Annotated in this window: 19 protein-coding genes and 2 tRNA genes; 2 read left to right on the top strand and 19 right to left on the bottom strand. The window is 63.8% G+C overall.

Annotation, left to right across the window (positions count from 1 at the left end):
• Nucleotides 1–55 precede the first annotated feature (55 nt).
• The 13 genes from ftsY to E4J93_RS05080 all read right to left on the bottom strand — a co-directional run bounded on the left by ftsY (nucleotide 56) and on the right by E4J93_RS05080 (nucleotide 13,511).
• A complete protein-coding gene (gene ftsY / locus E4J93_RS05020) occupies nucleotides 56–970 on the bottom strand; it encodes a signal recognition particle-docking protein FtsY (RefSeq protein ID WP_147588362.1) in 915 nt (304 codons plus the stop codon).
• Entirely contained in the window at nucleotides 970–4,506 is a 3,537-nt protein-coding gene (gene smc / locus E4J93_RS05025; RefSeq protein WP_147588363.1) for a chromosome segregation protein SMC, read from the bottom strand. Before smc ends, ftsY begins: the two co-directional genes overlap by 1 nt.
• A gap of 10 nt (nucleotides 4,507–4,516) precedes the next feature.
• Nucleotides 4,517–5,245 (bottom strand): ribonuclease III, encoded by a 729-nt coding sequence (gene rnc, locus E4J93_RS05030; protein ID WP_147588364.1) that lies wholly within the window; start codon nucleotides 5,243–5,245, stop codon nucleotides 4,517–4,519.
• A gap of 6 nt (nucleotides 5,246–5,251) precedes the next feature.
• Nucleotides 5,252–5,494: an acyl carrier protein gene (locus tag E4J93_RS05035; RefSeq protein ID WP_147588365.1), complete on the bottom strand. Its 243-nt coding sequence runs from the start codon at nucleotides 5,492–5,494 to the stop codon at nucleotides 5,252–5,254.
• A gap of 108 nt (nucleotides 5,495–5,602) precedes the next feature.
• Nucleotides 5,603–6,625: a phosphate acyltransferase PlsX gene (plsX, locus tag E4J93_RS05040; RefSeq protein WP_147588366.1), complete on the bottom strand. Its 1,023-nt coding sequence runs from the start codon at nucleotides 6,623–6,625 to the stop codon at nucleotides 5,603–5,605.
• A gap of 104 nt (nucleotides 6,626–6,729) precedes the next feature.
• Nucleotides 6,730–6,909, bottom strand: a complete 180-nt coding sequence (gene rpmF / locus E4J93_RS05045; protein WP_147588367.1) for a 50S ribosomal protein L32 — start codon at nucleotides 6,907–6,909, stop codon at nucleotides 6,730–6,732.
• Between the two features lie 143 nt (nucleotides 6,910–7,052).
• On the bottom strand, nucleotides 7,053–7,607 hold the full coding sequence (locus E4J93_RS05050) for a DUF177 domain-containing protein (RefSeq protein ID WP_147588368.1): 555 nt from the start codon (nucleotides 7,605–7,607) through the stop codon (nucleotides 7,053–7,055).
• Nucleotides 7,608–7,609: 2 nt separating this feature from the next.
• Nucleotides 7,610–8,110, bottom strand: a complete 501-nt coding sequence (locus E4J93_RS05055) for an ATP synthase F0 subunit B (RefSeq protein WP_147588369.1) — start codon at nucleotides 8,108–8,110, stop codon at nucleotides 7,610–7,612.
• 59 nt (nucleotides 8,111–8,169) lie between these two features.
• Complete coding sequence (coaD, locus tag E4J93_RS05060) at nucleotides 8,170–8,664, bottom strand: pantetheine-phosphate adenylyltransferase (protein ID WP_147588370.1); 495 nt, start codon at nucleotides 8,662–8,664, stop codon at nucleotides 8,170–8,172.
• Entirely contained in the window at nucleotides 8,657–9,277 is a 621-nt protein-coding gene (gene rsmD / locus E4J93_RS05065) for a 16S rRNA (guanine(966)-N(2))-methyltransferase RsmD (RefSeq protein ID WP_147588371.1), read from the bottom strand. Before rsmD ends, coaD begins: the two co-directional genes overlap by 8 nt.
• A complete protein-coding gene (recG, locus tag E4J93_RS05070; protein WP_147588372.1) occupies nucleotides 9,274–11,454 on the bottom strand; it encodes an ATP-dependent DNA helicase RecG in 2,181 nt (726 codons plus the stop codon). Before recG ends, rsmD begins: the two co-directional genes overlap by 4 nt.
• A 12-nt stretch (nucleotides 11,455–11,466) precedes the next feature.
• Nucleotides 11,467–13,125, bottom strand: a complete 1,659-nt coding sequence (locus tag E4J93_RS05075; RefSeq protein ID WP_147588373.1) for a DAK2 domain-containing protein — start codon at nucleotides 13,123–13,125, stop codon at nucleotides 11,467–11,469.
• 32 nt (nucleotides 13,126–13,157) lie between these two features.
• Nucleotides 13,158–13,511 (bottom strand): Asp23/Gls24 family envelope stress response protein, encoded by a 354-nt coding sequence (locus E4J93_RS05080; protein ID WP_147588374.1) that lies wholly within the window; start codon nucleotides 13,509–13,511, stop codon nucleotides 13,158–13,160.
• A 329-nt stretch (nucleotides 13,512–13,840) separates the two neighbouring features.
• Here E4J93_RS05080 and E4J93_RS05085 point away from each other — a divergent pair.
• Nucleotides 13,841–13,915 (top strand) — tRNA-Asn (locus E4J93_RS05085).
• 261 nt (nucleotides 13,916–14,176) lie between these two features.
• Nucleotides 14,177–14,251 (top strand) — tRNA-Asn (locus E4J93_RS05090).
• Between the two features lie 240 nt (nucleotides 14,252–14,491).
• Here E4J93_RS05090 and rpoD read toward each other — a convergent pair.
• From rpoD to rbfA, 6 genes are all read right to left on the bottom strand, one after another.
• Entirely contained in the window at nucleotides 14,492–15,811 is a 1,320-nt protein-coding gene (gene rpoD / locus E4J93_RS05095; protein WP_147588375.1) for an RNA polymerase sigma factor RpoD, read from the bottom strand.
• A gap of 196 nt (nucleotides 15,812–16,007) precedes the next feature.
• On the bottom strand, nucleotides 16,008–18,062 hold the full coding sequence (dnaG, locus tag E4J93_RS05100) for a DNA primase (protein ID WP_147588376.1): 2,055 nt from the start codon (nucleotides 18,060–18,062) through the stop codon (nucleotides 16,008–16,010).
• The gene (locus E4J93_RS05105; RefSeq protein WP_255431924.1) at nucleotides 18,055–19,098 is read right to left on the bottom strand and encodes a riboflavin kinase; all 1,044 of its coding nucleotides are present in this window, start codon (nucleotides 19,096–19,098) and stop codon (nucleotides 18,055–18,057) included. The genes dnaG and E4J93_RS05105 overlap by 8 nt, the downstream gene beginning before the upstream one ends.
• On the bottom strand, nucleotides 19,098–20,030 hold the full coding sequence (gene truB, locus E4J93_RS05110; protein ID WP_147588377.1) for a tRNA pseudouridine(55) synthase TruB: 933 nt from the start codon (nucleotides 20,028–20,030) through the stop codon (nucleotides 19,098–19,100). The genes E4J93_RS05105 and truB overlap by 1 nt, the downstream gene beginning before the upstream one ends.
• A complete protein-coding gene (locus E4J93_RS05115) occupies nucleotides 20,023–21,078 on the bottom strand; it encodes a bifunctional oligoribonuclease/PAP phosphatase NrnA (RefSeq protein ID WP_187231613.1) in 1,056 nt (351 codons plus the stop codon). The genes truB and E4J93_RS05115 overlap by 8 nt, the downstream gene beginning before the upstream one ends.
• Nucleotides 21,071–21,505, bottom strand: a complete 435-nt coding sequence (gene rbfA / locus E4J93_RS05120) for a 30S ribosome-binding factor RbfA (protein WP_147588379.1) — start codon at nucleotides 21,503–21,505, stop codon at nucleotides 21,071–21,073. Before rbfA ends, E4J93_RS05115 begins: the two co-directional genes overlap by 8 nt.
• Nucleotides 21,506–21,514: the final 9 nt, after the last annotated feature.

Genomic DNA, 21,514 nt, shown 5'->3' on the forward strand with positions numbered 1-21,514 from the left:
GGAATCGGGCGCGGGCGAGCGCCGGGAACGCGCACGGGCCCGCGGGTCGTGCGGGCTACTCCTCGCCCACCAGCGCGCGGGCGAAGTCATCCGGGTCGAACTCCTGCAGGTCATGCACCTGCTCGCCCACGCCCACGCGATAGATGGGCAGCTTGAGACGCGAGGCGACCGCCAGGGCGATGCCGCCCTTCGCCGTGCCGTCGAGCTTGGTCATGATGATGCCGTCCAGGCCCAGGGCATCGTTGAACTCGAGTGCCTGGTTCAGACCGTTCTGCCCGGTGGCGGCATCGATAACGAGCACCACGTGCACGGCCATGGGTCCGCGCTTCATCTGCTCTGCGCGCTTGCGCGTCACCTTGACGACCTTGGCGAGCTCGCGCATGAGCTCGGGAGAGGTATGGAGTCGGCCGGCGGTGTCGATGAGCACGAGGTCGCTGCCAAGACGGTCGGCTTCATCGAGGACGTCGTAGCACACGCTCGCGGGGTCGCTGCCGCGCTCGCGCTTCACCACGGGAACGCCGGCTCGGGTGCCCCACACATCGAGCTGCTCGATGGCGGCGGCACGGAAGGTATCGGCGCTGCCGATGACGACCTTCTTGCCGCGATGGGCCATATCGCTGGCGATCTTGCCCACCGTGGTGGTCTTACCCGCACCGTTGATTCCCACGAACAGCACGCAGCTGGGTGTATCTCGGAAGATATCGCGATCGGGGCGCACGAATACCCGGGAGAGGCGTTCGGAGAGCGCACGGCGGAGCTGGCGCGCAGTGCGCAGGTTCTTCCGTGCGGCCTCGTCGCGAAGGTCATCGGTAACCTGCATGGCGATCTCGGCGCCCATGTCCCCCATCACCAGCGTATCCTCGAGCGTCTCCCAAAAGTCTTCGTCGACCTCGCCGCCGAAGTAGAAAACCTCGTTCAGGGCCTCGCGGCTGCGCTCCAGTCCGCGCGACAAAGCATCAAAGAATCCCATTATGCGTTCACGACCTTTCCGGTTTCGCGATCAAGTTTCTGACTGACCACACGGCTCACGCCGTCGGCCTGCATGGACACTCCGTATAGCACGTCGGCCTCCTCCATCGTGCGGCGCTGATGCGAGACGACCAACAGCTGCGTGCTCTCGCGCAAGACGTTGATGGCGCCGATGAGCTTCGAGAGATTCGAGTCATCCAGAGCCGCCTCGACCTCATCGAGGACATAGAAGGGAACCGTGCGCGTGCGGTAGACGGCGAAGAGCAGCGCGAGCGCCGTGAGGCTCTTCTCGCCACCGCTCATGAGCATCATCTTGGTGATGCGCTTGCCGCGCGGCTGAGCGACGACCTCGATTCCCGTATCGGCGGGATGCTCGGGGTCGGTCATTTCGAGATGGGCCTGGCCACCCGGGAAGAGCATGGAGAAGACCTCGCGAAAGTTCTCATCCACCTTCTCGAACGTCACGAGGAACTGGCGACGCATCTTGCGATCGATGGCCGAGGTGATCTTCGTGAGCGCCTTGCGGGCGCTCTCGAGGTCGGCAAGCTGGGTCTCGACGTAATCGGCGCGCTCCTTCAAGCGCTCGTACTCCTCGAAGGCCACCTGGTTCACCGGGCCGAGGTTGTTGATCTGGCGCGCCAGGGAAGCGAGTTCGCGCTCGGCCGCGGCGCGGTCGGTGGGAGCGGGCAGCTGCAGCGCCTCCTCTAGAACCGTCTGGCCGTCGGCCGTGATCGACTGCACGGCGTTCTCGACTTGGACCTCGAGCTTTCCGCGGGCGACGCGAGCATCGTTCACCTGCACGTTAGCAGCCTCGACCTCGGCTTTGGCCCGCATGACCTCGGCCTTGGCATCCTCGATGGTCTTCTTGAGCGAAGCGGAATCGGCCTCTTCGAGCGATGCCTGGTCGCGCAGGCGCGCCGCCCAGTCCATCGCGCGTTCGGAGAGCGCCTCGTAGCGGCTGTGCAGCGGGTCGACACGCAGGCGCAGGACCTCGAGCGACCGCGACGCCTGCTCGGTGGCATTGATGCGCCGGTCGATGCCCTCGAGCCTGCGCTTGAGCTCGGGCTGCCTGCTCGAAAGGCTACGCAGGCGCTCCTTGGACTGCGCGAGCCTCACCTTGGCGTCGGCGAGCTTGCCGGCGGCCTCGCTATCGTCGCGGCGAACGCGGTCCAGCTCGTCGGTCGCATCGGCGATCTGGGAGGCCAGGCCATCGAGTTCCGTGCGCGCGGCGTCGCGTTTCTCGGTCAGCTCGTCCACCTTCGGCTGCGCCGCGCGAACGGCCTCGGCGGCCTCCTCGCGACGGCGCTTGATCTGCTTCTGCTCGGCGAATGCCTGCGTGAGCGAATGCTCGAGGCGTCCCACCTCGGAAAGAACGGAGCTGCGCTCGCCATCGAGGCGCGCGATATCTCCCGCGCAGCCCGACTCGAGCGCGCGCGCGTCCTCAACGGCTTTAAGCGCCTCCTCGACCTGGGCGGAGGCTCGTTCGAGCACCGTTGCAAGATCGGGCTCCACGCCTTCGAGCTCGCGAATGCGGCGCTTGCGCTCGAGCGCGCCGCTCGTCTGGACGGCTCCCGATCCGATGCGGACCACGCCGCCATCGCGCACGCGGGCGCCGTCGGCGGTCACATACGTCACACCGGGGAGCGAGGGGGCCGACAGGGCGTCGTCGATGGACTCGACGACGTAATAGCCGCCGAGCAGCGCTCCGACGACGCCGGCGAATCCATCGCGAACGGACAAGCGCTCCACCAGACGGTAGCCCGCGGCATCGGGCAACGAAGGAGCGACGCGAAGCTCACGTGAGAGCACCACGGCCTCGCCCGTGGTCTTGGCCTCATCGATCGCGAACGACGAGACGCTTCGGAGCGAACGCGCGTCGTCGACGACGAACGCCTCGATGTCGGATGCGAGCAGTCGCTCGACGAGCGGCTCGAGCTCCACCGGGGCTTCGATCACATCGCCCAGACGCGCCGCGATATCGCCCGAGCGCTGCTGGGCGATGCGCGAGACCAGCGGGGACGAATCGGACAGCTTCTCATCGAGCTTTTCGAGGCTTGCGAGCTCGGAACGGACCTCATCGAGCTTGCGGCGCGCCTCGCGCTCGCGATCACGCAGCCCCTGCAACGCAGCCTGGGCGCACTCGATGCCGGCGCGGGCCTCCTCGCGACGAGCACGAGCATCGGTCAGAAGCTCCTCGATTTCGTCGGCGCGCGAACGACGGCTCTCGAGGGAAGCCTGGACGTTTTCGATGTTGGAGTCGATCTGCTCGAGTCGAGAGGCGTACATGGAGTCCTCGATCTCCGCATTGGACAGCGACTCCTTCACCTTTACCAGCGACAGCGAGGCCTCATCGATGGCGCGCTGGGCGTCTCGCTGCGCGCGGCTGAGGCGGGAGATGCGCTCGTCGAGCTCTACGCGGCGCGCATGGAGCTCGTCAGCCGCCGGCAGGAAATCGTCGACGTCGCGCTGGGCGATATCGGCGGCGGCGCGCACCTCGTCGAGCTGGCGCTCGGTGTCCTCGAGCTCGGCGGCGACGCGGCGGCGCTGGTGCTCGGAACCGGAAAGGGTGCCGCGCATCTCGGAAAGGCGCGCGACCATGTTGCGGCCCTTCTCCTCGAGCAGGCGCATATCGGAGCCGATGCGGCCCACCACATCCTGCATATGGCGGCGGCGCTCGCCCAAGTCGCCCACGAACAGGCCCTTTTCTTCAAGCATGACCTGAAGCTTCTCGAGCTCGCGCTCCTTTTCGGCAACGCGGTAGCGGGCGAGCTCCAATGAGGCGGCGGCCTCGCGCGAAGCCGATTCGATATCCTGCCACTGCGCCTGCAGGCGGCGAAGCTCGTCTACCGCGAGCATCTGCGTAAGCTCGCGGGCGCGCGTGGAAAGATCCTTGTACTTTCGCGCGCGATCGACCTGGCGCTCGAGCGGTTTAAGCTGGCGGGAGATCTCGCGGTTGATATCGCGTGCACGGGTCAGATGCTCATCCATGGACGCGATCTTGCGCAGCGCGCGCTCCTTGCGGCGCTTATGCTTGGATATGCCCGCGGCCTCCTCGATGAGCGCGCGGCGCTCCTCCGGACGACTCTGCAGGATGGCGTCGAGCTTGCCCTGCGAGATGATGGAATGCGTCTCCTTGCCCAAGCCCGAATCATGCAGGATATCCTGGATATCCATAAGGCGGCAGGGGCTGTTGTTGATAAGGTACTCGCTCTCACCCGATCGGTACATGCGACGCGTGACGGCGACCTCGTTGAAGTCGACGGGCAGCATGTGATCGCAGTTGTCCAAAACGAGCGTCACCTCGGCCACGCCCACGGGCTTGCGCGCAGAGGAGCCCGAGAAGATGACGTCCTCCATAGCCTGTCCGCGCAGCTGCTTGGCGCTCTGCTCGCCCAGGACCCAGAGGATGGCGTCGGAGATATTCGATTTTCCCGACCCGTTGGGACCCACGATCACGGTGAGACCGGGCTCGAACGTCATATGAGCCCGGTCGGCAAACGATTTGAACCCCTTGAGGGTGAGAGACTTGAGATACACGGGGCCTCGCTTATTTACCGGGCTTTTTCTTTAGGATAACGCCGTTGTGCGTGTAGCCCATGCGGTTGAGCGCGTCGAGGGCCGCTGCAGCCTCGGCCTCCTTCTTGGAGGAGCCCGTGCCGCGCCCGCGGCGAACGCCGTCGACGAACGCGACGGCTGTGAACGTGGGCTCGTGAGCGGGGCCATCGACGCCGATCAGCTTGTACGAAGGGGCCTCCATATGGTCTGCCTGCACACGCTCCTGCAGGTAGCTCTTGGGATTGGAAGGATGCTCGGCACGCTCGGTGGCCAGATGGGGCTTGAGCGTGCGCGCGATGAAATCGGCTGCGGCCTGCCAGCCGCCATCGAGATACAGCGCGCCCACCAGGGCCTCGTACACGTTCTCGAGCGCGGAATGCAGGCCGCGGGCGCCGGTGCCCGTTTCGGAAGCGCCGAAGACGATGCACTCGTCGATGCCGAGCTCGAGCGCGACCTCGGAAAGCGTCATGCCCGAAACCAGGGATACCTTGAGGCGCGTGAGCTTGCCCTCGTCGAATCCCGGATAGGTGCGGAACAGCGACTCCGCTACCACCGCACCCAAAATGGAATCGCCCAGGAACTCGAGACGCTCGTAGGATGCCGAGACCGGCTGGCCCTCGACGGCCGAGGGATGTGTGAGGGCGCTTTCGAGCAGGCTGCGGTCGCTAAAGGAATACCCGCAGATCTGCTCGGCGCGCGATGCTTTCTTAGCGATGGACACGAACGACTAAGCCTCCTGGGCGGACTCGATAGCCTCGATAGCATCGGCAACGGAGTTGATGCTCAGCAGCTTGTCCTCTTCGATCTCAAGGTCGAACTCGTCCTCCATAGCCGTTACGAGCTGCAGGCGGTCGAGGGAATCGGCATCGAGGTCATCGAAGGACGTGGTCTCGGTGACCTCGTCGGCGTTGATCCCCAAAACGTCGCTGGCGATCTCGGCGACCTTCTCGAAAATCTCAGAGCGATCCATGAATGAGCTCCTTTCAGCTCGCAGCAGGCCGCGCGGACGCCCTGCCGTATCGACAATCGGTTAGTAGTGTACCCGCTCGAGCAGGGCTGCTCAACACGAGGGCTCACGCTACCGAACAATACCATCCATAGAAGCCGCCACGTTGTCGACAAGACCCGCTCGCACGGCCTGGGCCGTGGCCAGGGCGCCGTTCTTCACGGCCTCGACGGAAGTGGCGCCATGGCCTATCAGCACGACGCCGCGCAGGCCCAGCAGGATCGCCCCGCCCTTGGCGTCGCCGCTCATCTTATCCTTCAGCTCCTTGAGGTCGGATTTGATGAGCATGGCCGCGATCTTGCCGCGCAGCGAGCTCTTGAGAGAGGTTTTGAGCTCGGCCATGAGGAACTTCGCAGCGCCCTCGGTGGCCTTCAGGGCCACGTTGCCCGCGAAGCCGTCCGTAACCACGACGTCGAAATCGCCGGAGACGATATCGTTGCCCTCGCAGTTGCCGATGAACCCGGGGACATGCTCGCGCATGAGCGGGAAGCACGACTTGGTAAACGCGGAGCCCTTGCCCTCCTCGGTGCCGTTGGAAAGCAGGCCGATGCGGGGGGCGGAGACATTCAGGACCGTACGGGCATAGGCGGCGCCCATCTGCGCGAATCGCACGACGTCCTCGGGATCGACGTCCGGGTTCGCCCCCATATCGCAAAACACCGTCAAGCCGCCGCGGCGATTGGGGAGCGTAGAGGTCAGGCACGGGCGGATGGGGCGCTTCTCCCCCGTCGACGCCTGGAACTTGAAGGGGGTGACGTAGGCCACGCCCGCGGCGGTGACGGCACCGGTGGAGCCGGCTGAGAAGAAACCATCGACCGAGCCTTTCTTAACGGCACGACAACCCAGCACGATGCTGGACTTACGCTTCCTCATGACCGCCGCGATCGGATCGTCCTCCATCTCGATGACGTCGGGAGCGAACAGCGCCTCCGCGCGCTCGTGCTCGTTGCAAAACGGCTCGATCTGCTCTTGGGGGGCGGCGACGACGATCTCGAGCCCCTCATCGGCCTCGAGCGCGGCCTCTATTCCACGCAGCACGACCTCGACGGGTTCATCTCCGCCCATGGCATCAACGCAAACTCGAACAGTACTCATGATGTCAAACCCCCAACGGAACCATTTGCCCTCTATAGCGAAATGGCCGACTCACCGAGCCGGCCATGCATGTTTCGCGATAACGTCACGATAGCTCATGAAAGCTACTCGGTAACGATGACCTCACGATCCTTGTAGAACCCGCAGTTGGGGCACACGTGGTGAGGAAGCTTCACGGCACCGCAGCGGGGGCACGCGGAGCGTGCGGCGGCGGTGATCTTCATGTTCGTGGAGCGACGGGAATGCGTCTTCGCGCGACCCTTTTTTTGCTTAGGTACTGCCATGTTGACCTTCCTTATAAACTAATCTTGAGCACAATTACGCGCAAGTAGCGATATTAGCATAGATACGTCCTGTGTACAGGGGAGATTTTGATGAACGCCAGCTGCGTAGAGGAATTGTGAACGAAGCTTCACAATCAAGCAGCCTAGTCGTCGAACTTAAGGTTCTTCAAGGCTGCGAAGGGGTTTTCATCACTCTCCACCCAGCGCTCCTCGGCGCCGGCGGCGCAGTCGCACTGCTCGCGATTGAGGTTGACCCCGCACACGGGACACAGGCCGGCGCAATCGGGCTGGCACAGCACGACGTAGGGAACGTCCATAACGACGGCATCGTTGATGGCGCCCGCCAGATCGATGAGGCGGTCCTCGCCGATGAGCTCGAAGCCGTCTTCGAACTCCTCCTGGTCCTCGGGCGCCTCGAAGAGGTAGTATTCCTCGATCTCGCCCGCGATCTCCACGTGCGCCTCATCGAGGCAGCGGTCGCACGCACCCGTAGCGGTGGCCCGAACCATGCCCGTCACGAGAATACCGTCGCCGGCGTTGGTGAGGACGACATCATAGGAGATGCCGTCGGCAAGTGCGAAGTCCTTATCCCCCACCGTGAAGCTCGAGACCTCGACGCGTCCGTTCACCGGAAGCGACTCACCGGGGTTCTCGAGCTGGCCGGTAAGGTCGACCACGACTGGAATCAACTCGTCCATGGCTACCAGGCACCGTTCTGGGACTGGCTCGCGCTCTCATTGAGCTGGGAGCGGCAGCGTGCAACGGTAGAGGTAAGGCTCTTGAGGTTCTCCTCGAGATGCGTGAACACCTGCTCGGCGTAATCCTCGGCGGCGTAGCGCGTCTCGCGCTCGTACTGCTGGGCGCGGTCGCGGATATCATCGGCCTGCTGCTGGGCAAGGCGAACGATCTCCTGCTCGCCGGCGATGGTGAGCGCCTGCTGGGCGGCATCGGCAACGATGGAGTCAGCCTGGGACACGGCGGAGGCCAGGAGCTCATCGCGCTCGCGCAGGATACGGCGGGATTTCTGCCACTCTTCGGGATAGCTCATGCGGATCTCTTCGAGGATGTTGAAGAAGACCTCGGTCTCGATCACTTTGAACTGCGCGCCCTTGCCGAAAGGCGGCTTGGCCTCCTCGATGATGCCCTCAAGCTCATCGACCAAGCTCTCAATCCTCTCGCCAGGAAGGTACTCGCCCGGCATCCGATCTCCTTTCAACGGTTTCATGTCAATCGGTAATGGTACCACATGCTGCAAGCGACTTACCGAAAGCGGTCGCGCAGCGCGCCAACTACGCACGCGGGCACGAAGTCCGACACATCCCCTCCAAAGGAGGCGATTTGGCGAACGACCGATGAGGAGAGGTAGCCGTACTGCGGAGAACTCATGACGTAGATGGATTCGAGCTCGGCATCGAGGCGGTAGTTGAGCTCGGCCTGTTGCAATTCGTACTCGAAATCCGTCATGGCGCGAAGCCCCTTGACGACGGCGCCGGCATGCTGCTCACGGGCGAAATCGACGAGCAGCCCCGTAAAAGGCAAGACCGACACGTTGTCGATATCCGACAGCGCACGGCTCGCCATCTCGACGCGCTCGTCGAGCGTGAAGACCGTGCCCACGCCGTTTTTTCCAAGGGATTCGGCCACGGCGACGGTCACGCGCGGGAACAGGCGGCTCGCACGGCGCACGACGTCGATATGGCCGAATGTGATGGGATCGAAGGTGCCGGGGACCAGGGCATGCTCGATGCTACTCATCGGCGCCCGCCTCGCACGCAGCATCGCGATCGGGCGAAGCGGAGCCGTAGCGAAGCAGCTGGACGGATGTTCCACCATATCGCTTATCGCGCACCTCCGCGAACCCGCGCGCAGACGCGCCCGCCGAACCGCGCGCATGCTCGTAGAGCGCCACGGCGCCCTCGCGCAACAGCCCGCGGCTCCCAAGGTTATCGAGCAGGGAGCTCACCGTGGCGACATCGAGCGCATACGGGGGATCCAGCACGACGACGTCGAACGGGGCGCCGGGAACGCGTCCGCGCTCTGCGGCGGCCAGGATATCGCCACCCACGACGGAGCCGCGCGAGGCGGGGCACGAGAGCGACTCGAGGTTCTTTCGAACGAGCTGCGCAGCGCCGCGGTCTACATCGAAGAAGACGGCGCGATCCGCACCGCGCGAAAGCATCTCGATGCCCATGGCACCCGACCCCGCGAAGGCGTCGAGAACGCAGGAGCCCTCGATGCCCGTCTCGAGAGCGGAATCGATCATCGAGGCGCAGGCCTCGCGCACGCGATCGGTCGTGGGGCGCGTGGTCTCGCGGCCCTTTGGTTCTGCGAGCTTGCGCCCGCGCCAGTCGCCGGCAATGATTCTCATCCGCCGCTGACCTCCTTGAAAACATCTCCGTATCGATCGATCACCTCGTGGCGCAGGGGCAACGTGGCGGTCGCATGAAGCCGCGGAGCATACCGCAGCAGCTCGCAGGCATCGTCATGGGCCGCCTCGACGATATCGACATCATCATCGAGGTCGACGAAGCGAAGGCTCACCCCGCCGTGCTGCCGCAGACCGAGAATCTCCCCTTCATGACGCAGACGAAGGTCCAGCTCGGCCAATGCGAAGCCGTCGGCTGTCGATTCGAGGGCTTCCAGACGGTCGAGCGAGACGTTGCGCTTAGAGCGAGAGCGCTTGAGCGAGCACATGACATAACACGAGCCAGATAGCTTACCACGTCCGACGCGGCCCCGCAGCTGATGCAGCGCAGCAAGGCCGAAACGCTCTCCATTCTCCACGACCATCACCGTGGCATTGGGCACATCCACGCCCACCTCGACAACGGTGGTCGAAACGAGCACATCGATGGCGCCGGCACGAAACGCCTCGATGACTCGATCCTTCTCGCGCGGCGGCATCTTGCCATGGAGCACGTCTACAACACGATCGGGAAACATGCGGGAAAGCTCTTCGGCTTCGCGTTCCACGGATCGCAGCGGCGGCCGCGAACGCCGCCCGCCGCCATCCATCGCCTCGACCCCGGGCACGTCCTCGAGCTCGTCTTCGGGCTCCTTCTCGTTGACGAGAGGACAGATGACGTATGCCTGCTGTCCGGACTCGAGCGCGGCGCGAACGGCCCCCCAGGCGATATCGCGGTTGGCATCGTCGAGCACACGCGTCGAAACGCCGGCACCTGGCACGGGCCTGGTGCGAATGATGCTGGTGTCCAAATCACCATAGACGGAGAGGGCGAGCGTGCGCGGAATAGGGGTCGCCGTCATGACGAGCAGATCGGCGCCGGGCCCCTTGGAGCGCAGGATGTTGCGTTGCCCCACGCCGAAACGATGCTGCTCGTCGATCACGACGAAGGACAGATGCGCGAAGCGGACGTCATCGCTCAGGACCGCATGCGTGCCGAACAGGACGTGGAGCGAGCCCGAAGCCAGGTCGTGCAGGATCCGCTCGCGCTCCCGATGCCCCGTGGAACCCGTGAGCAACGCCCATCGAATTCCGGCGGCGTCGAGCAGCGGACCGCATTTCACCGCATATTGCTGCGCGAGAACGCCGGTGGGAGCCATCACGCATGCCTGGGTCCCGGTGTCGACGACCAGCGCCAACGCCGCGCTCGCCACAGCGGTCTTACCCGTACCCACATCGCCCAGAAGCAAGCGGTTCATAACGCGCCCGGGATTCATCATATCGCGCTGGATATCATCCACGGCCGCGCGCTGCTCGGAGGAAAGCTCGAATGGAAGCGCGGCGATGAGCGCGGCGGCATGTTCCCCCCGAACATGGGCGACGGGCCGAACCTCCAAAAGATTCGCGTCGTTTCGCAAGCGGAGCGCGAGCTGCAGGTACAGGACCTCTTCATACGCCAACCTGCGGCGAGCCAGCTTGACCTGACCGGTCGAGGAAGGAAAGTGAATCTGGCGAAGCGCGCGGGAGAGGCTCATGAGGCGCCGGCCGGCGCGAAGCCGAGCCGGTATGGGATCGCATAGATCGACCGCCTGCTCGAGCGCGGTCGAAACGATACGTCGCATCCAAGCTGCGGTAAGCCCCTCGTGCACCCTATGCACCGGCAGGATAGAGCCGGTTTTCGCACTCGCATCAAGTTTCTCGAAATGTGGCGACGCCATCTGCTTGAAGCCGTACGAGAACTCGACCTTACCCATCACGGCCAGCCGGTCACCACGTTTGATCTGCTGGGCGATCCACGGTTGCTTGAAAAAGGCGACGTTCATGACGCCGGTATCGTCGACAAGGGCAACCTCGGTAACCGTGAGGTTGGGGCGCGGACGCTTTTGCAGCACCCGATCGACCACCGCGACGACCGTGCAGACCGACCCGATGGGCGCGGTTTCGATGGAATGGGCATGGCTGAAATCTAGATACCGATATGGAACGTGAAAGAGGAGGTCCCCCACCCGATGTACATCGAGCTTGCGAAGGGCCTCCTCACGCGATGCCGAAACATATGGAAGACGCGCCACGTCTGCACCGAGCAGCGAGGTGCGCGAAAGTCGCGCGGATGCGTCCGGCAGCTGCACGCCGCGCGACATGATAAGCCGTCCCTACTCGATGGAGAAGATGATCGGATACAGGGGCTGCTCGCCACGCTGGGCGTCGATCTCAAGGTCGGGCTGGGCCTCTTCAATGGCATCCAGAATCTCCTGGAAAGCCTCGTCATCAAGCTCTTCGCCGGCCAGGATGGTGAGGGAATCGCCCTCCTCATCGCCCATCATGCGATTGATGCAATCGACGGTGACCTGCTTCACATCGGAACCGACGATATCGATCGAACCCGAGATGATGCCCATGACGTCGCCGTCGTGGATGGGCGTGCCGTCGGAAGCGGAGCTATCGCGGACGGCGCGCGTGACCTCGCCATCGCGAACCTCGGCGAACGCCTCGACCATGGCCTCGACGCACTCGTCGAGATCGGCGTCGAGCATAACGGCGAAGAGCGCGGAGAACGCCTGCGGCACGGTCTTGGTGGGGACCACCGCGACGCGCTTATCCTTGCAAGCGGAAGCAGCCGCATCGGCGGCCATGCGAATGTTGGAGTTGTTGGGCAGGATGATGACGGCCTCGGCATTCACCTGGGAAACCGCATCGAGAAGATCGGCGGTGGAGGGGTTCATGGTCTGACCGCCCGACACGACCACGTCGACACCGAGAGATTTCAGGATGTCGGCCTCGCCGGATCCGGCCGCAACGGCAACGAAGCCCAGGGGCTTCGCAGGCTCGGAAGCAGCCTGCTGGTCGGCATGGATCTTCGCGGTACGCTGGGCCGCCTCGATATCCATGTTATGGATGAACACCTCGTATACCTGGCCGTACTGCAGCATGTGCTCGAGCACCAGGTTGGGGGTATTGGAATGAACGTGGATCTTATAGTCGGGATACGCACCCACGAGCAGCTCGCAGTCGCCCATGGAAGCCAGGAACTGCAGCGCCTTGTCCTCGTCGAAGCGCTTCTCGGCCTTGAAGAGGAACTCGTTGCAGTAGCGGTACTCGGAGCCCTCCCAGTCGTCGTTCGCCTCGATCTCGACGCGTCCGAGCGCGCCGGCCTTGGCGGAATCGGCGTCGAAGGTGGCGGAGAAGTTCTCCACGGCGCTCGCGCGGCCCAAAGCGGCAGCGACGAAGTTCTCGAGGAAGATGGCGAACCCGAATGCGCCGGAATCGACGACGCCGTTCTCCTTCAGAACGGGCAGCAGATCGGGGGTGCGAGCGACGGACTGGTATGCCTCGACGACGATGGCATCAAGCGCCTCCTCGATGGTGAGACGCTTGCGCTCGCATTCATCGGCCTTGGTTGAGATGTCGCGCAACACGGTGAGGATCGTGCCCTCCACGGGCTTGCGAACGGCCTGGAACGCGACCTTCACGGCACGGCGAAGGGCCACGGCGACGTCAGACGACGTGGCCGGCTCGGTCGCGCCCACGAGGCCCTCGGCAACGCCGCGCAGGATCTGCGAGGTGATGACACCGGAGTTGCCGCGCGCGCCCATAAGCGAGCCGTGGGTGATGGCGCCGGCGATAGCCTCCATATCGGCGTCGCCGGGAAGGGCTGAGAGCTCCTTCACGACCGACTGCAGGGTAAGGGACATATTGGTTCCCGTGTCACCATCGGGTACGGGGAATACGTTGAGCTTATTGATCTCTTCGGCCTTCTCGGCAACCGCGCCGGCGGCGATGGGAAAGCAAGTGCGAACGGTCTTTGCAATCATGAGGCGTGCGACTCCATCTCGAATATAGCCGCTTAAGCGCGGGACTTCATGCCATCGATATGGATGGCGATCTTCAAACGGGCGGGATCGATCTGCGCGATCTCCTGCAACGTAAACGTTACGGAACTAGCCAGGTTCTGGCAGACGGACTTCATGTTGACGCCGGCCTCGATAACCACATGAAGGTCGACCGCGAGGCCCTCCTCAGAGGTGGAAACCAAAACGCCCTTGCGCAGACGCTGACCGGGCGAGAGGCGAACGCTCTCGGCACCCTGTAGCTGCTCAGCCATGCCGACGACACCGTAGCAGGACATGGCGGCGTAGCCCGCGATATCAGCGATCACATCGTTAGAAACGCTGAGGGCGCCCTTGATAATCTCAGACATGTATCTCCTTCCGCGACGGGCTCCATGCCGCGCCAGTTCTTGGGAGTATTCTTAACTATGTTACTACGCAGCCCTGGTGGCGCGCCGTGAAAACAGTGTCTCTACATGGACGCACAACGAATCCACCGCGTTCGCGTGCAGATGTTTCCGAATAGGCCCATCTGGACCAAGGCCCGGTCGCGGCCGCACCACGGGGCGTCACATCCCCCGATGCCCGCAGCCATCAGCCGTAGCGGCGCACGCAGGCAGCAGGAAAAAAGTTTTAGAATCTCGCTTGTCATCGCGAAACCCCTGTGTATAATTCTCTTTGTTGCGAACGCAACTACCATTCCTCGATAGCTCAATGGTAGAGCACGCGGCTGTTAACCGCGCTGTTGTAGGTTCGAGTCCTACTCGAGGAGCCATGAATATTTACCCTGTCAGTTTTCTGGCAGGGTTTTTTATTACCTGCCCTCACGATTGGCGCTTTCTTCGCATCATCCCCCGAGAACCCGAACGATCCCCCATCGCCCCTTCCCGCCCCTTCTCTTGCGGGTCGTTCTTTCACACCATGTTTCCATGCAACAACGGCGCACCTTACTTCGTCTTTAGAAAAATCGAATTTTGTTCTTGCAATCCATTCGTCAGCGCGTATACTAAGATTCGTTGCTTAGCCGCAACCGAATTCCTCGATAGCTCAATGGTAGAGCACGCGGCTGTTAACCGCGCTGTTGTAGGTTCGAGTCCTACTCGAGGAGCCAGATTTCTATATCCCCGTCAGCTTGCTGGCGGGGATTTTTTATGCCGTCGATTGCCGTCCGATCCGATATATGCGAAAGGATGGAATCGCCTCTGTCCCCGAGAACGCGAACGCATGCATAAGCTCGAGAAGCAGCAACCACGCAGAGCGCGCCGAGCGTTGCACGCACCAGGTGCGCAACGTCATAGAAAAGGCCCCGGCGAACCGGGGCCTGAACAACAAAGGCGATAAACGAGAATCGCTAGCTCTCGATATAGTCCTTGAGCTTGCTCGAGCGGCTGGGGTGGCGCAACTTGGCGAGCGTCTTGGACTCGATCTGACGGATACGCTCACGCGTCACGCCGAACTCGCGACCAACCTCCTCGAGGGTGCGCGGATGCCCATCAACCAAGCCGAAGCGAAGCTCGATAACCTTGCGCTCGCGATCGGCAAGAGAATCGAGCACCTGGGTGAGCTGCTCCTGCAGCATCGAGAAGCTCGCCGCCTCGGGCGGCACGACCGCCTGGGAGTCCTCGATGAAATCGCCCAGCTGCGAATCTTCCTCCTCACCGATGGGCGTCTCCAAGGAAACGGGCTCCTGCGAGATCTTCTGAATCTCGCGAACGCGATCGGCGCTCATGTCCATCTCGGCGCCGATCTCTTCCGGAGTCGGGTCGCGACCAAGGTCCTGAAGCAGCTGGCGCTGAACGCGGACGAGCTTGTTGATCGTCTCGACCATGTGCACGGGAATGCGAATCGTGCGCGCCTGGTCGGCGATGGCGCGGGTGATGGCCTGACGAATCCACCACGTTGCATACGTGGAGAACTTGAAGCCCTTCTCGTAATCGAACTTCTCGACCGCACGGATGAGACCGAGGTTGCCCTCCTGGATAAGGTCGAGGAAGAGCATGCCGCGGCCCACGTAGCGCTTGGCGATGGATACGACGAGGCGGAGGTTCGCGCTGATAAGCGCCTGCTTGGCTTCGAGGCCAACCTGCTCGACGCGCATCAGGCGACGCATCTCGGCACGCGTGAGCTCGAGCTCGCCCGTTTCGGCCGCCTCGAGCTTATTGGAGGCTTCCAGGCCCGCCTCGATCTTCATAGCAAGATCGACCTCGTCGGCAGCGGTGAGCAGGTCGACCTTACCGATCTCCTTGAGGTACATGCGCACCGGGTCACCGGTGAGCATAACGGTGGATGCATCCATGCCGCGGCTGCGCGAACGAGAGCGGCTCGTGCGCACACGAGACTTCTTCTTCGGCTTCTCCGAGGCCATCTCGGCATCGGCCATCTTGGCGACCTTGCGATCGTGATCCTCGTCGCTGTCGGAACCAAGATCGCTATCGAAATCGTGGTCGTCAACGTCGAACGCATCATCGTCGTCGCCCTGCGAGACGATATCGACACCGCGGTTACGCAAAGCGTTGTACAGCGTGGTAAGCTGCGAATCGCTTACATCGACATCCTTAAGGGTGATCTGGATTTCATCTTCGGTGATCGAGCCGTTCTTCTGACCCTTATCAAGGAGCTTCTCGAGATAGGAGTAGAGCTCGACATCGGTGCTCTCCGACTTTTTAGGCACAGACTCTCCCTTCATAGCACATAGGACACATTACTTTAGCACAAATTAATGTAGATGAGCAGCGCAAATCGTCTAACGATCGATCATTTGTCGTGAAATGACCACATTCCAACCGTAAGGCTCGATGTTTCGACTATGGCAGCCCATGCGCATTCATGCGACCTCCCTATTCATACCCCGTTTGAAGAGCCATCGGCTACAAACGGAAAGGATCGGCAACACCCTCCACGGCAGCAGCGAGTTCGCGAGCACGGGCGGCATCGCGCGTCGCCTGAACCGTCAGCGCACGCCGATCATCGGCGGACAGCGATCGGTCGCTTCTCAGCTTCGCCTGGGCAGAACGCATGCGGCGACGAACCGTATACAGCTCGAGCGTATCCAGCAGAAACACGATCGTCGTCTGCGTGGGATGCGAGCTCGTCGAAGAAAGCGTACCGGTGCTCACGAGTTGAGCGGCCTCCGGGCACACGGCTCGTGCCGCAACCATCACGTCCGCGGGGGAAGACCCCTCGGGGGTCGCCAGGACCGCCCACGCGATGGCCTCGTTGCGCGCATCGACCCATTCGACTTCGGTTATGCGCTCGGCGCATGCGCGGAACTCATCCGGATAGGCGGTGAGCAACGTGAGCAGCTCCCGTTCGCATGCGAGCGCGCGGCGCTCGAGGTCGGTCAGCATGGTGAACATCGAGGGAGCCGGGGACGCGAGCGCGCCGGGATCGGCCTCGGCATCGGAATCGAAGGCATCGATCGGCACGTAGTCGTCGGGAACGGCGAAACCCTCGTCGTCGTCATCCATGGATGGCGCCGGGTGAGGATGATTCGCAGACGCGGTCGCGGCCGCAGCCGACCCGCGCAAGCTCCAGCCCGCCCGGGTGTTCCCCGCTCCCCCGCCATCGCGCGACTCGCGCTCGCGAGCGGAGCGCTCATAGCGCTCGGTTCGCTTGGCCGCCGCCTCCTCGCGCTTTTGGACCGCGCGAAACACCCGGGGCGCCATCTCGCGCACCATCTCGACGTCGACGCCCACGCGATCGGCGATCTGGATGTAATAGGAGTCGATCATATAGCTTGAGCGGAGCGGATAGATGAGCGCGCACGCATCCTCGAGCGCCTTCTTGCGCCCGCCCGGGGTCGAGACGTCGCTGCGCTCCTCGAGCTTGCGAAAAACGAAATCCATCAGCGGCTCGCTTTGCGCCAGCAGGTTCTCGAGCGCCTCTCCGCCGAAGCGGTGAACGAAGTCGTTGGGATCGAGGTCGTCGGGCAAGGTCACGCAGCGAAGGTCCACCGAGTCGCGCTCGACGAACTGGATGGCGCGCTCGGCCGCCTTCTGGCCCGCCGCATCGCCGTCGAAGAGATACACGATTCGGCTAGCGAACCGCGTGAGCGTCTTGACGTGGTGCTCGGTGAGCGCCGTGCCCAAGGTGGCAACCACGTTGCCGAGCCCGGCTTCCCAGCACGCGATGCAGTCGGTATAGCCCTCGACGACGACGGCCTCGCCGCGCGCGACGATATGCTCTTTCGCCCAGTTGAACCCATAGAGGTTGCGCTTCTTATGGAACAGCGGGGTCTCGGACGTGTTGAGATACTTGGGCTCGCCCGGACCCATGATGCGACCGCCGAACGCGATGCACTTTCCCTGCTCGTCGAAGATGGGGAACATCACGCGCTCGTAGAAGCGGTCGACCAGGCCGCCGCCCTCGGAACGACGGTAGGCGACGTTGGCGTCGATCATCTCCCGCGGGGTGAAGCCCTTGCTCCCCAGATACTGCACGAGCGAACCGCGGCCCGGAGCATAACCCAGTCGGTACCGACGGCATACGTCGCCACCGAGCTCGCGTTGCTTGCAATACTCGCGGCCGCGACCATCTTTTCCCCGCATGAGCATGGTGTGGTAGAACAGCGACGTCTCCTCGCACACGTCGACGAGACGGGAACGCTTGGTACCCTGGCGCGCGGAGCGCGTCTCCTGGATCTCGATGCCCGCGCGGTCAGCGAGATAGCGGATGGCGTCGGGAAAGCTGAGGTTCTCGCGCTTCATCACGTACGTGAACGCGTCTCCCCCCTCGCCGCAGCCGAAGCAATGCCACACCTGCGTCGCGGGGATAACGTGGAACGACGGGGTTTTCTCTCCGTGAAACGGGCAGCATCCCCATAGGTCGTTGTTGCCGCGCGGTTTAAGCGCGACGGTCTCCTGGACGAGCTCGACCAGATCGGTGGCGTCGCGGACGCGATCCTTCTCCTCGTCGCTAATCACGGACGATCACCGTCCGGGCATCACCGAGCAGCGCCCGCGTGGTATCGATATCGCCCTTGACCGTTGCGATGAGCTCGTCGACCGACGCGAACGAACCGGACAGGCGCAGCCGGCGGTCGAACAGAATCGCGATCTCGCGACCGTAAAGGTCGCCCGAATAGCCAAGAAGATTCGCCTCGAGCCCCGCCGACAACGAGCTCGTCGAGAACATGGGCGGAATGCCGACGTTGATGGCGGCGGTCCACACCTCGTAGCCAGCCTCCTCGTCCAACACGGCGAACCCGGCGTAGACGCCATCGAGCGGCATGCGAATGCCGCGGGGAACCTCGATGTTAGCGGTGGGAAAGCCCATACCCGTTCCCTGCCCGCGGCCGGCGCGAACGCGGCCGCGCACCAGGTAGCGGCGGCCGAGCTCGGCGGCAGCGGAGCGAACGTCGCCGTGTGCGACCAGCTCGCGGATGCGCGTCGCGGTAACGGCGGACGCGCCATCGCGAACCAAGTCGTGGCCGACGACCTCGATTCCGCGCTCGGAGCCCCATGCCGAAATGACGTCGACGGTCGAGGCGCCGCGCGCACCCAGGCGAAAGTCACTGCCCACGTGAACCGCGCGGACATCGAGGGCCGGCGCGAGCACGTCGCCGAAGAACTGTTCGTGGCCCAGGCCGGCAAGGGGCATCGTGAACGGGACGACCACGACCGCGTCGACACCGCTCGTGGCAAGGGCGCGTAGACGGTCGCAGCGAGCGCTCAGCTTGAGCGCCGGATGGCTGCTAACGACCTCATCGGGATCGGGATCGAACGTCACGGCGACTGCAGCCACGCGATGGTCGCGGGCATAGGCTACGGTGCGGCGAAGAAGCTCCTGATGGCCGATATGGCAGCCATCGAAAGCACCGATGGCGACGGCGCACGAAACGGGCTCGGACGGAATAGACGGCGCCTGCGCACCGGGCTCGCCATAAGCAGCAAGGCGGTACACCGGCGCAGCGGGGCGCAGGCAGCACAGATCGGCAGCAAGCGAGGAGGCATCGACCACTATGAACGCACCCCCTCGATCCCCTGCGGAAACACCTGCTCCATAACGAACCAGCCAGCCTCCACGCGCGCGAGGGCGCGGAGCTGGCGGTCATGCACCAACCCGACGCGCGATCCATCTTCCAGGCGGCTGGCATTCGAGCAGGCAACGCGTCGGCCGAGCAGCACATCTTCAAGCATGGAGTCGGAAAGCGCCACAGGATCCAAACCCAATACGAACACGGGGTCGAGGGCCCGCTCGCGCGCAAGCTCGGCATCGAGCACGTCGACCGGCAGGCACGAGCCGAGCCCGACGCCGCCCGAAGCCGTACGGCGAAGCGCGGAGACGTGCGCCGCTGAACCCGCTGCGCGGCCGATGTCGCGGGCGAGCGCGCGGATATAGGTGCCCTTGCTCACCGTAAACGCAACCGTCCAGGTAAACCGGCCATCCTCCTCGTCGCGAAGAGCGATGAGGTCGGCGGACCGAACCTCGATGGGACGTGCGGGCAGCTCGACCTCGTCGCCTGAGCGGGCGCGCTTGTATGCCCGGACGCCGTCGACGGAAATCGCGGAGAAGGCGGGGGGAACCTGCTCGGAACGGCCGAGGAACCCCTGCAGGACGGCACGGGCAAACGCAGCGTCGCGCAGGCGCGGGTCGACGGGCGCCGTGCGCGTGGGCTCGCCCTCGGCGTCGTCGGTATTGGTCTCGAAACCGAAGCCGATGTCGGCGATATAGCTCTTTTCGTCGAGCGTGAGCTGGCCGAGCAAGCGCGTAGCCTGACCGATGCCGACAAGCATCACGCCGGTGGCCAGGGGATCGAGCGTGCCGGCATGGCCGACGCGGCGCTCGGACACGCTACGACGAACGCGGGCCACAACGTCATGCGACGTGCAGCCCAGCGGTTTATCGAGTGCGAGAAGCAGATTGAGTTGCGATGGTTTGCGTTTAGCCATGGACGTCCCCTGTGTCGCAAGCGCTATCGGGCGCGCAGACAAGCGCCTCGAGCTGTGGAAGAATCGAATCGAGCACATCTTCGACCGACCTGCCCTCGACCGTGAAGCCCGCAGCGGCGGAATGGCCCCCGCCGCCGTGTTCGACGGCGATGGACGAGATGTCCCAATGCCCCTTGGAGCGAAGGTTTCCGCGGATCACGCCGGGCTCGGTCTCCTTCAGGAACAGGCACACCTGGCTCCCCTGAACCGTGCGCACCACATCGACCAAGCCGTCGCACTCATCGGACGACACCCCGCAGCTCGAGAGGTCGGCGGCGTACGCGTAGCTAAACGCCACGCGTCCACCCACGCGGGTTCCGATGCGTCCCATGACGATCGACTCGAGGCGAAGGTACTCGATGCGCTGGCTCTGGTAGACCTCGAGCGCGATGCGCGCGGGCTCGGCGCCGGCATCGACCAGGCGCGAAGCGCAGGCGAACGCCGACGGGTTGGCATTCTGGTACTGGAACCTACCCGTATCGGTAACCAGGCCCGTCATGAGGCAGGTTGCGATCTGCGGCGTGCAGGGGTACCCCGCGGCCTCGAGCAGCTCCTCGACGAGCACGGCGGTGGCGGCTGCGCTGGTGACGCGCACCGACGCGTCGCCGAATTCATCGTGAGAAGGATGGTGGTCTATGACGACGCGACCGAGTGCGCGCTTTGCAACGGCGGCGGAATCGGCAAGTCGGCTCAGGACGGGAACGTCCACCGAGATAAACAGATCGGGCTTCTCGGTATAGCGCGACGCGGGAACCATATCGCAGGTGCCCTCCATGAAACGGTAGACGCGCGGAACCGGTGCGTCATCGGCCAATAGGAAGACGATCTGCTTGGAAGGAAACGCCATCCTGAGCGACAGACCCAATCCAAGGGCGGAGCCCAGCGCATCGCCATCCGGGTTGGTGTGACCCGAGATGGCGATGGAGCGGGCTCCTTCGATGTGCTCGATGACCATATCCCACATATCGGGAGTGGTGCTGCGCGCCATGCACCGCGAGGTGCTACTCATGCGACTCCTCATCGATAGCGTTCGCAACGTCCCCATCGGCCACCGCGGACTGAACGGGATAGCCCTCCTCGTCCTTCTCGACGGCGAGCGTCTCGGGAACGTTCTCCAGGGCGCGGGCGATGCGCTCCGCCTCGTCCGTCGAGCGATCGATCCTGAAATCGAGCTCGGGCGTCACGCGCCAGTCGAGCGTTCGGGCCAACAGGCTGCGCATGCGGCCCTTGGCAGAGGCGAGCGCCTCGAGCACCTCCTCGTAGCGATCGCCATCGCAGGTCACGAAGATACGCGCGAACGAGCGATCGATGGAGACCTCCACCCCGGTGATGGTGACCAGGTCGAGCCGGGGATCGGAGATCTCGAACAACAGGATATAGCCGAGCTTCTCGCGAAGCTGTTCGCCGAGCCGGCGGGTTGCATTGTTCTGCTTCACGGTAGCCCT

The organism is Collinsella sp. BA40, assembly GCF_008014645.1.
In the GTDB taxonomy this organism is placed as follows: domain Bacteria; phylum Actinomycetota; class Coriobacteriia; order Coriobacteriales; family Coriobacteriaceae; genus Collinsella.

What these genes read in the sequence shown, in the direction of transcription:
- ftsY (WP_147588362.1), bottom strand. Translation starts at nt 970, where the DNA reads ATGGGATTCTTTGATGCTTTGTCGCGCGGACTGGAGCGCAGCCGCGAG.
- E4J93_RS05035 (WP_147588365.1), bottom strand. Translation starts at nt 5,494, where the DNA reads ATGGATCGCTCTGAGATTTTCGAGAAGGTCGCCGAGATCGCCAGCGAC.
- plsX (WP_147588366.1), bottom strand. Translation starts at nt 6,625, where the DNA reads ATGAGTACTGTTCGAGTTTGCGTTGATGCCATGGGCGGAGATGAACCC.
- rpmF (WP_147588367.1), bottom strand. Translation starts at nt 6,909, where the DNA reads ATGGCAGTACCTAAGCAAAAAAAGGGTCGCGCGAAGACGCATTCCCGT.
- E4J93_RS05050 (WP_147588368.1), bottom strand. Translation starts at nt 7,607, where the DNA reads ATGGACGAGTTGATTCCAGTCGTGGTCGACCTTACCGGCCAGCTCGAG.
- E4J93_RS05055 (WP_147588369.1), bottom strand. Translation starts at nt 8,110, where the DNA reads ATGCCGGGCGAGTACCTTCCTGGCGAGAGGATTGAGAGCTTGGTCGAT.
- coaD (WP_147588370.1), bottom strand. Translation starts at nt 8,664, where the DNA reads ATGAGTAGCATCGAGCATGCCCTGGTCCCCGGCACCTTCGATCCCATC.
- rsmD (WP_147588371.1), bottom strand. Translation starts at nt 9,277, where the DNA reads ATGAGAATCATTGCCGGCGACTGGCGCGGGCGCAAGCTCGCAGAACCA.
- recG (WP_147588372.1), bottom strand. Translation starts at nt 11,454, where the DNA reads ATGTCGCGCGGCGTGCAGCTGCCGGACGCATCCGCGCGACTTTCGCGC.
- E4J93_RS05075 (WP_147588373.1), bottom strand. Translation starts at nt 13,125, where the DNA reads ATGATTGCAAAGACCGTTCGCACTTGCTTTCCCATCGCCGCCGGCGCG.
- E4J93_RS05080 (WP_147588374.1), bottom strand. Translation starts at nt 13,511, where the DNA reads ATGTCTGAGATTATCAAGGGCGCCCTCAGCGTTTCTAACGATGTGATC.
- truB (WP_147588377.1), bottom strand. Translation starts at nt 20,030, where the DNA reads ATGGCTAAACGCAAACCATCGCAACTCAATCTGCTTCTCGCACTCGAT.
- E4J93_RS05115 (WP_187231613.1), bottom strand. Translation starts at nt 21,078, where the DNA reads ATGAGTAGCACCTCGCGGTGCATGGCGCGCAGCACCACTCCCGATATG.